At 58.8% G+C, this 13466-nt stretch carries 14 protein-coding genes; 5 read left to right on the forward strand and 9 right to left on the reverse strand.

The features are described from left to right. Positions 1–207: 207 nt before the first annotated feature. The 8 genes from NUW46_RS13825 to bioB all read right to left on the reverse strand — a co-directional run bounded on the left by NUW46_RS13825 (position 208) and on the right by bioB (position 7992). On the reverse strand, positions 208–2007 hold the full coding sequence (locus NUW46_RS13825; protein ID WP_069183042.1) for an acyl-CoA dehydrogenase C-terminal domain-containing protein: 1800 nt from the start codon (positions 2005–2007) through the stop codon (positions 208–210). A 270-nt stretch (positions 2008–2277) separates the two neighbouring features. Continuing rightward, on the reverse strand, positions 2278–2787 hold the full coding sequence (locus NUW46_RS13830) for a putative metalloprotease CJM1_0395 family protein (RefSeq protein WP_418140387.1): 510 nt from the start codon (positions 2785–2787) through the stop codon (positions 2278–2280). A gap of 181 nt (positions 2788–2968) precedes the next feature. Further along, the gene (locus tag NUW46_RS13835) at positions 2969–3214 is read right to left on the reverse strand and encodes a flagellar basal body rod C-terminal domain-containing protein (RefSeq protein ID WP_136631502.1); all 246 of its coding nucleotides are present in this window, start codon (positions 3212–3214) and stop codon (positions 2969–2971) included. A gap of 51 nt (positions 3215–3265) precedes the next feature. Continuing rightward, positions 3266–3958 (reverse strand): dethiobiotin synthase, encoded by a 693-nt coding sequence (bioD, locus tag NUW46_RS13840; RefSeq protein ID WP_069183039.1) that lies wholly within the window; start codon positions 3956–3958, stop codon positions 3266–3268. Continuing rightward, a complete protein-coding gene (gene bioC / locus NUW46_RS13845) occupies positions 3958–4809 on the reverse strand; it encodes a malonyl-ACP O-methyltransferase BioC (RefSeq protein WP_418140388.1) in 852 nt (283 codons plus the stop codon). Before bioC ends, bioD begins: the two co-directional genes overlap by 1 nt. Next, a complete protein-coding gene (locus tag NUW46_RS13850; RefSeq protein WP_418140389.1) occupies positions 4797–5552 on the reverse strand; it encodes an alpha/beta fold hydrolase in 756 nt (251 codons plus the stop codon). Before NUW46_RS13850 ends, bioC begins: the two co-directional genes overlap by 13 nt. After that, entirely contained in the window at positions 5549–6724 is a 1176-nt protein-coding gene (gene bioF, locus NUW46_RS13855; protein WP_418140390.1) for an 8-amino-7-oxononanoate synthase, read from the reverse strand. Before bioF ends, NUW46_RS13850 begins: the two co-directional genes overlap by 4 nt. A 209-nt stretch (positions 6725–6933) precedes the next feature. Next, positions 6934–7992 (reverse strand): biotin synthase BioB, encoded by a 1059-nt coding sequence (gene bioB, locus NUW46_RS13860; RefSeq protein ID WP_069183036.1) that lies wholly within the window; start codon positions 7990–7992, stop codon positions 6934–6936. 50 nt (positions 7993–8042) lie between these two features. Here bioB and NUW46_RS13865 point away from each other — a divergent pair, with 50 nt between their 5' ends. After that, a complete protein-coding gene (locus NUW46_RS13865) occupies positions 8043–8777 on the forward strand; it encodes a ComF family protein (RefSeq protein WP_418140391.1) in 735 nt (244 codons plus the stop codon). 156 nt (positions 8778–8933) lie between these two features. On the opposite strand, the gene NUW46_RS13870 is transcribed toward NUW46_RS13865, so the two are convergent. Continuing rightward, positions 8934–10082 carry an NAD(P)/FAD-dependent oxidoreductase gene (locus tag NUW46_RS13870; protein ID WP_418140392.1) on the reverse strand — a complete coding sequence of 383 codons (1149 nt, stop codon included), beginning with the start codon at positions 10080–10082 and terminating at the stop codon, positions 8934–8936. A gap of 197 nt (positions 10083–10279) precedes the next feature. Here NUW46_RS13870 and NUW46_RS13875 point away from each other — a divergent pair, with 197 nt between their 5' ends. From NUW46_RS13875 to cmoB, 4 genes are read left to right on the forward strand one after another with little or no spacing between them, the layout of a single operon-like run. Beyond that, entirely contained in the window at positions 10280–11296 is a 1017-nt protein-coding gene (locus NUW46_RS13875; protein ID WP_209396668.1) for a serine/threonine protein kinase, read from the forward strand. Between the two features lie 34 nt (positions 11297–11330). After that, positions 11331–11699 carry a kinase gene (locus NUW46_RS13880; RefSeq protein ID WP_418140393.1) on the forward strand — a complete coding sequence of 123 codons (369 nt, stop codon included), beginning with the start codon at positions 11331–11333 and terminating at the stop codon, positions 11697–11699. Continuing rightward, positions 11692–12468 (forward strand): carboxy-S-adenosyl-L-methionine synthase CmoA, encoded by a 777-nt coding sequence (cmoA, locus tag NUW46_RS13885; RefSeq protein WP_418140394.1) that lies wholly within the window; start codon positions 11692–11694, stop codon positions 12466–12468. Before NUW46_RS13880 ends, cmoA begins: the two co-directional genes overlap by 8 nt. Positions 12469–12470: 2 nt before the next feature. Next, a complete protein-coding gene (cmoB, locus tag NUW46_RS13890; protein ID WP_418140395.1) occupies positions 12471–13463 on the forward strand; it encodes a tRNA 5-methoxyuridine(34)/uridine 5-oxyacetic acid(34) synthase CmoB in 993 nt (330 codons plus the stop codon). The last annotated feature ends 3 nt before the right edge of the window (positions 13464–13466 follow it).

Raw genomic sequence — 13466 nt, forward strand, 5'->3', positions numbered from 1 at the left:
AACTCTCCAAAAATTCTGTCAGTCTGTTCAGGTGGCAGTAGGGCCTCATTTCGGGCCGGTCACACCTGCTCGGGCTATGTGTCCGCTGAAGATTATTTTTATGGGCGCCTATTCTACCCTAAAAGCGGACCGCAACTCATGAAAAAAGCCCGCCTCCGGGGAGTGCGGGCTTCCTGTCCTGTCGAACCGTCCTTCGGTGCCCGCGCCTTAGATGGCGAAGGCTTCCTCCGGCATGTCCATCAGGCTGTCGGCGCCGGCCAGCATGCTTTCTGCGTGGCTCTTGGCCCGGGGCAGCATTCGCTTGAAGTAGAAGCGCGCAGTCTGAACTTTGGCGTTGTAGAACATTTCTTCGGTAGTGCCTTCAACCATCTTGTCCAGTGCAACCTTGGCCATCCGCGCCCACAGGTAAGCGAAGACCGCGTAACCGGAATACATCAGGTAATCCACGGAAGCCGCACCCACTTCTTCGCGGTTCTTCATGGCGGACATACCGATCTTGGTGGTCAGCTCACCCCATTCCTTGTTCATGGCGGCCAGCGGCTCGATGAATTCCTGCAGCTGCTCGTTGTCAGCGTTTTCCTTGCAGAACAGGTGAACCTGCTTGGTGAAGCCTCGCAGGGATTCGCCCTGGGTCATCAGAACCTTGCGGCCCAAAAGATCCAGCGCCTGAATACCAGTAGTGCCCTCGTAGATCATGCCGATACGGGCGTCACGAACGTTCTGCTCCATACCCCACTCGGAGATAAAGCCGTGGCCACCGAACACCTGCATACCCAGGTTGGCTGCCTCGTAACCAATCTCGGTCAGGAACGCCTTGGCGATTGGTGTCAGGAAGCCCAACGCCTCATCGGCCGCCTTGCGCTCTTCGTCGGTCTTGCCGCTGTGCACGATATCAGCCTGTTGTGCAGTCAGGTAAATCAGGGCGCGAGCGCCTTCAGCGACGGCCTTCTGGGTCAGCAGCATGCGACGTACGTCCGGGTGAACGATGATCGGATCGGCAATGCCTTCCGGATTCTTGGGGCCGCTCAGTGAACGCATGGCCAGACGCTCTTTGGCGTAAGCCAGTGAACCCTGGAAGCCCAGCTCGGCGGCACCCAGCCCCTGGATGGCGGTACCGATACGAGCAGTGTTCATGAAGGTGAACATGCAGTTCAGCCCCTTGTTCTCCGGCCCGATCAGCCAGCCCTTGGCGCCGTCGAAGTTCATCACACAGGTGGCATTACCGTGGATACCCATCTTGTGCTCGATAGAACCGCAGGATACGGCGTTGCGCTCACCGGCGGAGCCGTCTTCGTTCGGCAGGCACTTGGGCACGATAAACAGGGAGATGCCCTTGGTGCCTTCCGGTGCGCCCGGCAGACGTGCCAGAACGATGTGGACGATGTTCTCGGCCATGTCGTGCTCACCGGCAGAGATAAAGATCTTGGTGCCGGTAATGGCGTAGGTGCCATCGGCATTCGGCTCTGCCTTGGTGCGCAGGGTGCCGAGATCGGAACCGCAGTGCGGCTCGGTCAGACACATGGTGCCAGTCCACTCACCGCTGATCAGCTTGGTCAGGTAGGTCTGCTTCTGTTCTTCGGTGCCGTGCTCTTCAATGGTGTTGGTGGCACCGTGGCTCAGGCCAGGGTACATCCCAAAGGACCAGTTGGCGGTACCGACCATTTCACTCATAACCAGGCCGAGGGAATGCGGAAGCCCCTGGCCGCCGTAGTTGGGATCGGCGGTCATGGAAGGCCAGCCGCCCTCAACGTACTGCTGGTAGGCTTCTTTGAAGCCAGTCGGCGTCTTGACGCCATCTTCGCTCCAGGTACAGCCTTCCTTGTCGCCCACCTGGTTCAGCGGAGACAGAACCTGCTCACAGAACTTGGCACCTTCCCCGATAATGGCATCCACCATATCCGGAGTAGCGTCTTCAGCACCTTCCAGATTGGCGTAATGCTGCTCGCTGTTCAGCAGCTCGGTCATAACGAATTTGATGTCACGCAGGGGCGCTTTGTAATCAGGCATGGAATCCACCTCAGTTCTCGGTCTCAGCTGAATCGGGTTTAACAGCTTCTGGCCTTGGGTTTGCTCAGACACCGCAACGCAATGCGCTGCAGCCTTAATTAAACACTTGTTTGAAACATACGTTTACAGGCACAGAATTGTCAATAGCCGGATGCAAAATTTGTGTTGCGAACTGTCACCGGATCATGCGCCACGACAGTGCATGCCGGACAGACGTGACCTTTAACTATGGGATATATTTACAGGAATCAGTGCCTGGCAAGGCTGGGGTCAGGCGGACACAGGCTTGAAGGATGACGCGCGGTTTTCGTCGCCTTTTTGTTCACTCTCGCCCATGGCGGAGACTTTGCGATAGGCATCGCTTGCCTCCCTTGGAGAGGATCCGGATTCGGCAGCCAGCTCGGACTGGGCATGAAGCATGATTTGCATGGCCTGGGCGGCAACGGCCCGATCCTGCCCGGAAGGCTCCGCCGGCGCCATGGCTGCCGCGCGGACGATTCGCATCTTTTCAATGGTTGCCTGGGGATCCCCCTGCACGGGGGAGATATCGATGGGGACTTCGCCACCCACCGCATACTGGGCGCCGTCCGGCCCCCGCTGGTAGGTAAACGACATGGCGCCGGCATACTGGCCGCCAACTGCCTGGTGCGCGGCTTCGTGGGCACGAACTTCACGGTCCCGCGCTTTCAGCTCAGTCAGTTGTTTCAGCTCTTGGTCAGTGAGCCCCTGAGGATTGTCGGCTTCCCCGCTGCGGGGCCCGGAGTCCGGATTTTCCCGCACGGACTCGGCTTTGCCCGCAGCATCAACAGATCTGGCTCCAGCGGTCGGCGCCTCCGGCTTTGCCGATACTGGGCCCGTGGCCTGGACTCGCGGAGAAACCGGGCCCTGAAACGAAGCCGCTGGTATAGGCGGAGGAACAGGAGGGAGAGAGGAAAGCACGAACTCTGCGCTCTTTGGTTAATCAGGCCATGATATCCAGAAGCGTTCCCAGCGTTTCGTCTGCTGTTTTAACCACCTGCGCGGACGCTTCAACACTGCGCTCATAAATCTTGAGATCAACAATGGGCTCGACGAGGCTACCCGCACCTTCCGCGGTTCCTTGGGGACCATCAGCACCGGCACGGGCAATCTTACGGGCGGCATTTTCCATGCCGACCATGCCATCCTGAATGCCCTGAATTCCAACTGCGAGAGTGTTATTGATCATGACCAAGCTGCCTGGTGACCATTTATTGACTCAATTAAGCCACACATTTGGTCAATTTTCAAACAATCCATCGATATTCAGATAGCCGGCCAGCATTTCCGGCCGCGCCTGCTCCAGCCAGGGAAGGATACCCAGGCAGGGCGCGCCCATGTGGTTCACCAGGTAATTGAGAGTGTCCTGCTCGCAACTCATTGGCTCGGATTCCGTCCGATTGGCAACCCACCCCGCCAACCGCAGACCATCACTTCTGATGGCTTCCGCCGTCAGCAGAGCATGGTTGATGCAGCCGAGGCGGAGTGAGACCACCAGAATAACCGGCATGGCCAGTTGGCGCGGAAACTCCGAATAGGTTTCCCGATCGTTTAGAGGCACTCGCCAGCCGCCAGCGCCCTCCACCAGCAGCAGGTCTGCCGGACGGATCTGCAAACCACGGCAGAACCCGACGAGGCGATCCGAAGTGATGTGACGTCCGGCCTGCTCGGCGGCAACGTGAGGGGCAATCGCCGGTTCCAGCGCCACCGGGTTGATGAGCTCATAAGCCAGCGGCTCGGTAATAGCGTTCTGCAGAATCAGGGCATCTTCGTTGCGGAGACCTTCGGGCGTTCGATCACAACCAGACGCAATGGGTTTCATCGCCAGGGTGTGTTTGCCCATGGTCCGGGCCGCGTGAAGAATGGCGGCAGAAACCAGGGTTTTCCCAACCCCTGTGTCGGTGCCCGTTACAAAGAAGGAGTGCTTGGCCATTATTGTTTCCCGGTTAACGCTTCCTGTGGTTTCTGCCAGTAAATCCAGGCAGCCTCATAACTTGCCATAATAGTGCCGTCCGGCTCTTTCGGGTAATGCCTGCACATTGCCCGCAACCTCCCGGGCGCCGTGACCACTCGGCGACGACAAGCGCCCCGGAAGCCGGCGCCAAGGTGGCGGAGCTCACCGGCCAGGGCCATCGGCGACTCGTAGGGCAGCCTTATTGTACGGTTCTCGATAACGGCATCCGGCAACTCGGCCCCCACCTTGGCCTGCAGGGCAAGGTGGGTCTCAAAGCGATTGACGTGCTGATGATCGGGGTCCGCGGCGTGCCAGGCCGCTTTCAGTTCTCGCAGTGTGCCATCCAGAAGCGTCGAGACCATCAGGAATCCACCGGGGCGCAGAATACGCTGGCATTCCCGGAGCACTGCACGGGGGTCATCACACCATTGAATCATCAGATTACTGAATATCAGGTCCACGCTGTCATCAAGCAAAGGGAGGTGCTCGGCATCGCCCACAATCCAGCCGATTCCCGCAGGCGAGTTCTCACGGGCCTGCGCCAGCATACCCGGTGAGAGATCAAGCCCGGCCAACACCCCAATGCCCTCAAGCCCAGCGAACTTACGGGTAAACCAACCGGTGCCGCAACCCAGGTCCAGGGTGGCCGAATGAGGTTGCTTGCACTCGACGGCCTGGAATTTTTGCAGCATGGTGTTGCCCATGAAACGCTGCAGCCTGGACGCGCTTTCATAGGTGCCACTGGCAATGCCGAAGCCCCGGGCAATATCCGATTTGAGGGTTTCAGAAACACCGGCCGATGCGCCGACCGGCGAGTTCATAACGCCCATGACAGTGCCTTTTGCGAGGCAAAGAACGACTGAATCGCAGCCCAGCAATCCGAGGCAGAGCATCCACCGGGCCAATGTGCCATGCCAGGGACAACCGCATGGCCACTTGAGGCGGGAAGTGAAAGATCCTGAGCTCTGGATCTGACCACAATATCGTTCTCGCCCATCACATGCAGAGCCGGGGTGACGAGTGATCGCCATAGTGCCCGCTGATCCCCGGCTTCCAGCCACGCGAGACTCTTGCTGAGGTGCTCGTGCGAAACCAGGGTGCCTTTTTCGAGCCAGGGCCTGAGACTCTGTCGCTCGTCTTTTTCGTTCGACGCACCGTTGATCATCAACAACAGAAAATGCAGCCAGTACCGTTGAGGGTCACGGCGAATGCCCAGGGCGAAAGCCCGGAAGTCCGCTGCCGGCATTCCATGGGGCCAGCTGTCATCGGCAACAAACTTCGGAAACCCACCCAGCGTTACGGCGCAGGATACCGAGCCGGTTTGTCGCGCTGCGGCCTCCATCACGACCTGACTACCCAGAGACCACCCCATCCAGACGGACGGCTCCGGGTACAGCGACAAAAGTTCATCCGTGACTTGCGAGAGAGAATCGCAACGTGCGAGTAATTCATCGTCCAGCGACACCGGCACAACTTCCCCGGGCCAGTAGCCATACAGCTTCGACAGCATCTCTGCGCGGACACCCCACCCGGCAACCACTACCAGGCGCTGACAGACCCTGGCGGAACTCATATCGCAACGTCCGTCTTTTGCAGCAGGTGACGGCACTCTGAAAGCCCGCCCAGCAGGCAGTCCAGATCCTCCTGGGAATGCGCGGCACTGAACGTAACCCGCAACCGCGCCTCGCCTACCGGAACCGTGGGCGGGCGAATCGCCGAAACCAGCAACCCCCGCTTCTCCAGGGCCTGGCTGAGCGCCAGCGCGCCGTAATTGTCGCCAATCATGATCGGCTGGATCGGCGTACGCGACGGCATCAATTCATACCCCATGGCAGAGGCCTCGCGACGGAAACGGGATACCAGCCCCATTACATGGTCACGACGCCCCTGATCCCGCTCAATAAGATCCAGACTCGAAATCGTTGCCATGGCAATTGCCGGCGGCATCGCCGTGGTATAGATATAGGTCCTGGCCTTCTGAACCAGATAATCCATCAGCATCGACGGACCGGCCACGAATGCACCGCTGGTGCCGACCGCCTTGCCCAGGGTGCCGATCAGCACCGGTACGTCTTCCTCCGACAACCCCAACTCCGCAACACTGCCCCGACCCTCGGGCCCCAGAACTCCAATCCCGTGGGCATCATCAACAACCAGTAACGCATCGTGGGCCCGGCAGACCCGGGCCAATTCCGCCAGCGGCGCAACATCACCGTCCATGCTGAATACACCATCGGTCACTACCAGCTTGTGCCCCGACGTCTCCAGCAGCATCGCCTCCAGCGCTGGCACATCACCATGGGCATAACGCCGAACCCGGGCCCGGCTCAGGATACAGCCGTCAATGATGGATGCGTGATTCAACCGATCCGAAAAAATCGTATCGCCCCGCCCGGCCAGCGCCGAAATAACCCCCATATTGGCCATGTAACCCGTGGAGAAAAACAGTGCTGAACTGCGCCCGGTAAACTCCGCCAGACGAAGCTCCAACCGGTGGTGGGCATCGTGATGACCACAGATCAGATGAGAAGCCGCGCCCCCGAGCCCTGTTTCAGGAAGCGCATTACGAAGGGCCTCGATATTGGCGGGGTGATTGGCAAGACCAAGGTAATCATTGCTGCAGAACGACAGCAAAGGTTTGCCGTCAGCAATCAGAGAGGGTCGCTGGGGACCCGTCACATGCCGACGTGTCCGGTACAGACCGGCCTGTTTCCGCTCTTCAAGTTCAAGGGCAAAGTCCCGCACGAGCATCGCTCCAGGTTAACCGTTACGCTTTGAATCAGAGTGAGTGCCTTGAGGATACCCGAAGGCTTGGGCAGGCTGCGTGCAGGGCTCTCCGGGATTGTAGAGGGCCAGGGATGGCCCGAAACAAGCGCACATGGACGTGCTCGTAGCGTATCCCGGAGAGCCCTGCATGCGGCCTGCTCCCCCGAGCTCAGCGACTCTTCTCAAGCTCAGGCAGATTCCCGCGTAGCATCATAGAACATGTGACGCGTCGCCTCATACTCCACGGCTTCGGCAATCGCCTCCTCTTCCTGTTCCTCAGAAGCGCACTGCTCCCGCTGCTCAGGACGAATACCCAAACGCTTGAACAGCAGCATATCGGCATCCGCCTCCGGATTGGCGGTGGTCAGCAGTTTCTCGCCGTAGAAAATCGAGTTGGCGCCAGCCATGAAACACAGGGCCTGCATCTGCTCATTCATGTTCTCACGGCCCGCTGACAGACGAACATGAGATGCCGGCATCATAATCCGCGCCACCGCAATAATCCGGACGAACTCGAACGGGTCCAGATCTTCGACGTTCTCCATTGGCGTTCCCTTCACCTTTACCAGCATATTAACCGGCACACTCTCGGGATGATGAGGCAGATTCGCCAACTGGACCAGGAGACCAACCCGGTCATCCTCATCCTCACCCATGCCCATGATGCCACCGCAGCAAACTTTCATGCCGGCCTTGCGAACGTTGTCGAGCGTATCCAGGCGGTCCTGATAGGTCCGCGTGGTGATGATGTGGCTATAGTATTTTTCGGACGTATCCAGATTGTGGTTGTAGTAATCCAGCCCGGCGTCAGCCAACTCGACCGCCTGCTCTTCTTTCAGCATGCCCAGCGTCATACAGGTCTCAAGCCCCAGGGATTTGACCTGCTTCACCATGTCCAGCACGTAGGGCATATCTTTTTTGGAGGGACTGCGCCAGGCGGCGCCCATGCAGAACCGGGATGCGCCCTTCTCTTTGGCGGCACGGGCCTCAGCCACCACTTTTTCGATTTCCAGCAGCTTCTCTTTTTCGAGACCGGTGTTGTAATGACCACTCTGGGGACAGTATTTGCAATCCTCAGGGCAGGCGCCGGTCTTAATCGACAGCAGAGTACTGACCTGTACTTCATTCGGGTCGAAATGCTGCCGGTGCACACTCTGGGCGCGAAACAGAAGGTCGTTAAAGGGCAGTTCGAACAGCTCGCGGGCTTCCTGCAGTGTCCAGTCGTGGCGGAGTTCTGTAGCGGTCATGTAAAAGTCCTGTTAACCTTTCCCGGTCTCTGGGTTTACGGATGAATCAGATGATAAAGAGACTGAACTGGCTGTCAACCTTCATGGAGAAAAAGGTTAACAGCGTCAGGCACGGTGGGCTATGTGTCGCGTGCCTCTCCTCCAACGCTTTCAATGGGTTATGCCAGCCTTGTCGGGACGATTTGCCGGTTAACCGCTGGCACTGTCGCTGCTGCGCCCTACCCCTGGCCTTTCCATCCTCGGAACTGCTCTGTGGCGACTGCCTGAAACACCCGCCACCTTTTGATACATCCTTTGTTCCCTGGCGCTACCAGTACCCGCTGAACGGCATGATTGGCCGCTACAAATACAATGGCCAACGTAAGTTCGGCCGGCCCCTGATGTCCGATTTTGCGAAATCTCTTGCAGAAGCATTACAGGATGGCAGCATCCCGAAGCCGTTGGCGCTGATACCAGCACCCATGGATGCGCGACGACGGCGCCAAAGGGGATTCAATCAGGCCCAGGACATTGCCGAGACCATCGGGAGTCAGTTGAACATTCCTGTAGCTACCGGGCTGGTGCGGCGCGTCCGGCGGGTCCGGGCACAGCGAGAGCTGAACCGGGAGGCGCGGCTGGCGAATCTTCGCGGGGTGTTCGAGTTGACAACGGTGGTGCCTGAGCGGATAGCCATTGTGGATGATGTGGTGACGACGGGGGCGACGGTTCGGGTGTTGGCTTCGGTACTGCGGGATGCCGGGGCTCGGGAAATTCAGGTTTGGGCTTTGGCCCGGACACCCGGTTAGTTTAAAAAAATCTGCTTTGGAGCATGCGTTGGGCGGCGTAGCCTTCCCGGGATACGCGACGAGCACATCCATGTGCGCTTGTTTCGGGCCATGCTTGGCCCTCTACAATCCCGGGAAGGCTACGCCGCCCAACGCCCGCACTTCAGAGTCAGTTGATCAATCCAGCTTTTTCTGAACGAAATCCGCAATCGCCAGACAGGACGTTAGTCCTGGCGACTCTATTCCAAAAAGGTTAACCAACCCCGGCAAGCTGTGATCTTCCGGTCCATCGATTCGAAAATCCGCAAAACCGCCATCAGGGCCCGCCAGCTTGGGCCGGATACCGGCATAGGCAGGTTGGAGGCGGGTCGGGTCAAGGCCTGGCCACCATTGTCGTATGCCTCTGACGAAGGTTTCCTGACGATTTGGGTCGACGGTGTAGTCTTCCGTTTCGATCCATTCCACGTCTGGGCCAAATCGTGCCTGGCCGGCGAGGTCAAGTGTAAGGTGAACACCGAGGCCGCCGGGTTCGGGGACTGGGTAGATCAGGGTTTTGAAGGGCGTTCGGCCGCTGTAACTAAAATAAACACCTCTGGCGAACCATTGCCGTGGTCTGTATTCATCAGGCAGACCGGCCCAGTTATTTGCAAGCGGCACAGCGGCGAGGCCGGCGGCGTTGATGACGTTTTTCGCTTTCAGAGTCAGCGGATGGTCGCCTCCCACGTGGAGGCAATGCCAGTGGTTATCCGATTCAGCGGCCTCCACCGGTGACCGGAGAACGAGTTGGCCGCCGGCATCCTCGAGCTCGCCGAGCAGTGAGAGCATCAGTCCATGGCTGTCTATGATGCCGGTTTCCGGCGACCAGAGACCGGAGCTGGCGCGGATTTCCGGCATTTCCCGTGTGATCCGGCTTAAGTCATGCAAGGTCAGCTCAACGCCATTGAGGGCCGCGGCCGCCTGAATATCCTTGAGTTTGCCATTCTGCGATTCATCGGCTGCCACGACCCATTTGCCACACTTCCGGTGGTCGACTTTGCGGGTTTGGCAGTACTCGTAAAGCCGCTGTCGGCCTGCAACGCAAAGTTCCGCCTTCAGTGATCCTTCCGGGTAATAGATGCCGGCATGAATGACCTCACTGTTGCGAGAGGATATGCCCTCACCAAACCGGCTAGCGCTTTCCAGAACAATCACGTCATGGCCGGCACTCGCAAGGGCGCGGGCGATAGCAAGGCCAACCACACCGGCACCGATTACCACGGTTTGTGTTTCAAGAATTTCTTTCAGCACCCTCACTCGCCCTCGCTCAACTGCCCAGCGAAAGAGCATACCCCATTCTCAGCGCTCTCAGAAAAGTGACTTAATGATGAACCATTACTCGATTGCGGATACCGGTTATACTTGGCTCCAAATTTACGTGGATGTCTTTTCCGCGAGGCCTTCATGGACTCGGAGCTGGATGAAAACTGGTACCATCTGCAATCCATGAAATCCAAATACGACACAAGGCTCTGAAACATCCCTTTATGACCCATGACTCCTCACTCGCTGCATCCACCCACCCTTACGATTCCCTGACGCCCGATACTATCCTGGATGCCATGGAAGAGGCCGGGTTCGCGGTAAGTGGGCGGCTGTTCGCCCTGAACAGCTATGAAAACCGGGTTTATCAGGTGGGTCTGGACGATAGCGCGCCGGTCATCGCCAAATTTTATCGGCCGGGTCGGTGGAGCGAAGAGGCAATCCAGGAGGAGCATGGTTTCACCCTGGAACTTCTGCAGGCAGACATTCCGGTTGTTGCACCAATGAAGCTCACTTCGGGCGATACGCTCGGTCGCCATGGTGAGTTCCTGTTCGCGGTTTTTCCACAGCGTGGCGGACAGGCGCCCGATACCAGCGTGACAGACACTCTCTACCGCCTGGGCCAGTGGCTGGGTCAGATTCACAACATTGGCGCCAAGAAACCATTTGCCCATCGCCCTGGCATGGATCTGCTTGAGGGCATTGAAGTCAGCAACCGGCTTCTGGTTGAAGGCGACTGGATTCCAGCGGATCTCAGGCCCGCCTGGGACAGCCTGATCCCCGACCTGCAAAGGCTCTGTGCGGTACGGGTTGATGAAGCCGGCCCGGTAGAAACTCTGCGACTTCATGGCGACTGTCATTCCGGCAACATCCTGTGCCGGGACGAGCAGATGCTGTTTGTGGATCTGGACGACTGCCGCACGGGGCCTGCTATCCAGGACATGTGGCTGCTCCTTAACGGAGACGATGTCGACCGGGGGGCCCAGCTCGGAGAACTCCTCGAAGGTTATGAGATGTTCCGTGATTTCAATCGTCGAGAACGCCACTTGATTGAGCCGCTGCGGTGCTACCGGCAGATCGCGCACTGCGCCTGGCTGGCAAAGCGCTGGGATGATCCTGCGTTTCCGCGCTTCTTTCCGTGGTTTGCTCAGCCACGCTTCTGGTCAGACCAGATTCTCTCGCTGCGGGAGCAACTATCCGCCCTGCAGTCTCCGGCCATCACGGTGCCGGGGCAATACTGAGTAACACTTTAAATTCGTTTGATTCGAGGTAGGCATGAGCCAGAGTGAGGCCCGTTACACCGTCCGCAGCCTGATCGTGACCGCACTGGTTGCGGTAATCGGAACCGTTCTTGCGCTGGAAATGAGCGGCAAGATCAGTCACAGCGACAACAAGGATCACATGCCGGTTGGCGATTTCCAGGCCATACATGTAACCGAGGACGATCCGTTCCGCATGTCACCCAAGGCATCGGAACTGCATGCGGTCTGCGAGAATGGCTATCTGGCAATTGCCGCCGATGTGGACCCCTCGTTCCGGGGCATTCTGGTGGACTACAAGAACCGGGGCGTGCGCTGCTCCCGACCGTCACCGACAGGCCCTGCGGTTCCACCCTCTCCGGAGGCAGCAGACTCCAATGGTTAAGCCCCGCAAGCCTTCGGAGCCACCCGATCAGGTGACAGACCGATTGTTTGCCACAGAACGCCGACCCGAGGATTTCCGGTTCGACGCGTCGGTGGCAAGGGTTTTCCCGGACATGATTCGCCGGTCCGTGCCGGGCTACACCACCATCATTCCGATGATCGAGGTGATCACCGAACAATACGCCCAGCCAGCCTCCCACTGCTACGACCTGGGCTGCTCCCTGGGCGCATCGACCCTGGCGATGCGGCACGGCATCTCATATGGGGATTGCACCCTTGTGGGCGTGGATAACTCCAGCGCCATGATCGAACGCTGCGAGCATTACATTGCTTTGGACGACAGCGCCCTCCCTGTCACCCTCAGGTGCGAGGATATTCTGGACACCGAACTCAGCAACGCCTCGGTGACCACGCTGAATTTCACCCTGCAGTTTGTGGATCCGGAAAGGCGGTCCAGCCTGCTCAAACGAATTGCGGATGCTACCCTCCCCGGCGGCGTTTTGATTCTGTCAGAAAAAATCCGCTTTGAGTCGGAGGACGAGCAGGAGATTCAGACCCGACTGCACCACGAATTCAAGCGTGCCAACGGCTATTCGGATCTCGAAATCAGCCAGAAGCGAACGGCCATCGAACAGGTCCTGATTCCGGAGACACTGGCGGCCCATAAGGAACGACTTCTGGCGGCGGGCTTCAATGATGTGGTGGTCTGGTACCAGTGCTTCAACTTTGTATCCATGCTCGCCATCAAGGCTGACAAAACCATCGAATGACCATGGCAGATTTTGACTGGAAAGCCCGATTCGGGCCAATCATCACTGAATTCGCAAAAGACGGTCTGGAGCAATGGGCCACTTCGCTTCAGCAGCAACTGGTTCACCGCTTCGAGGACCGCCCCCATGGCGATCTGGATCGTTGGCAGGCCGCCCTGGACCGCCTGCCCAACATTGAGCAGGTGGAGGCGCAGCTGAACCGCTCTGCCATTACCCTGAATTCACCCGAGCCGCTGAACCTGGCACAGCAGGAACAGCTGGAGCAGGGACTGCGCGGCCTGATGCCATGGCGCAAGGGTCCCTTCGATTTTTTCGGCGCCTACATTGATACCGAGTGGCGCTCCGACTGGAAGTGGGACCGGGTCGCACCCTACCTTTCAGACCTCTCCGGTCGCCGGATACTGGATGTGGGCTGCGGCTCCGGGTACCACTGCTGGCGCATGCTGGGCGAGGGGGCCAGCCGGGTGATCGGGATCGACCCGGGGCTCCTGTTCCTGTTCCAGTTCTTCAGCGTCAAGGACTACCTGGGCGATGTCGCCGTCGACCTGTTGCCGATCCGGATGGAGGATCTGCCAGCCGATCTTGAAACCTTCGACACCACCTTTTCCATGGGCGTCCTTTATCATCGTCGCTCGCCCCTGGATCATCTGCTGGAGCTCAAGGGAACGCTTCGCCGGGGTGGCGAGCTGGTTCTGGAAACACTTGTGGTGGAGGGCCCTGAAGGCTTCAGCCTGATGCCCGAGGATCGCTACGGCCAAATGCGAAACGTCTGGTTCCTGCCCAGTTGCGACACACTGCTGCGCTGGCTGGACCGCACCGGCTTCCGCAATGCCAGGGTGGTGGATGTGACCGCGACCACCACCGAAGAACAGCGAAGCACCGACTGGATGCGCTTCAATTCCCTGCAGGATTTTCTGGACCCGGACGACCCGTCAAAGACCGTGGAGGGTTACCCTGGGCCGCTTCGTGCCACTGTGATTGCCGAGAAGCCCTGAGCA

The sequence above is a fragment of the Marinobacter sp. MA genome (genome assembly GCF_048298425.1).
Taxonomy (GTDB): Bacteria; Pseudomonadota; Gammaproteobacteria; order Pseudomonadales; family Oleiphilaceae; genus Marinobacter; species Marinobacter salsuginis.

Excerpts from the sequence above, each read along its gene's own strand:
- NUW46_RS13835 (WP_136631502.1), bottom strand. The coding sequence starts at position 3,214 with ATGATCAATAACACTCTCGCAGTTGGAATTCAGGGCATTCAGGATGGC.
- bioD (WP_069183039.1), bottom strand. The coding sequence starts at position 3,958 with ATGGCCAAGCACTCCTTCTTTGTAACGGGCACCGACACAGGGGTTGGG.
- NUW46_RS13880 (WP_418140393.1), top strand. The coding sequence starts at position 11,331 with ATGAGCCAGAGTGAGGCCCGTTACACCGTCCGCAGCCTGATCGTGACC.
- bioC (WP_418140388.1), bottom strand. The coding sequence starts at position 4,809 with ATGGGCGTTATGAACTCGCCGGTCGGCGCATCGGCCGGTGTTTCTGAA.
- NUW46_RS13850 (WP_418140389.1), bottom strand. The coding sequence starts at position 5,552 with ATGAGTTCCGCCAGGGTCTGTCAGCGCCTGGTAGTGGTTGCCGGGTGG.
- NUW46_RS13825 (WP_069183042.1), bottom strand. The coding sequence starts at position 2,007 with ATGCCTGATTACAAAGCGCCCCTGCGTGACATCAAATTCGTTATGACC.
- cmoB (WP_418140395.1), top strand. The coding sequence starts at position 12,471 with ATGGCAGATTTTGACTGGAAAGCCCGATTCGGGCCAATCATCACTGAA.
- cmoA (WP_418140394.1), top strand. The coding sequence starts at position 11,692 with ATGGTTAAGCCCCGCAAGCCTTCGGAGCCACCCGATCAGGTGACAGAC.
- NUW46_RS13875 (WP_209396668.1), top strand. The coding sequence starts at position 10,280 with ATGACCCATGACTCCTCACTCGCTGCATCCACCCACCCTTACGATTCC.
- NUW46_RS13870 (WP_418140392.1), bottom strand. The coding sequence starts at position 10,082 with ATGCTCTTTCGCTGGGCAGTTGAGCGAGGGCGAGTGAGGGTGCTGAAA.
- NUW46_RS13865 (WP_418140391.1), top strand. The coding sequence starts at position 8,043 with ATGATAAAGAGACTGAACTGGCTGTCAACCTTCATGGAGAAAAAGGTT.
- bioB (WP_069183036.1), bottom strand. The coding sequence starts at position 7,992 with ATGACCGCTACAGAACTCCGCCACGACTGGACACTGCAGGAAGCCCGC.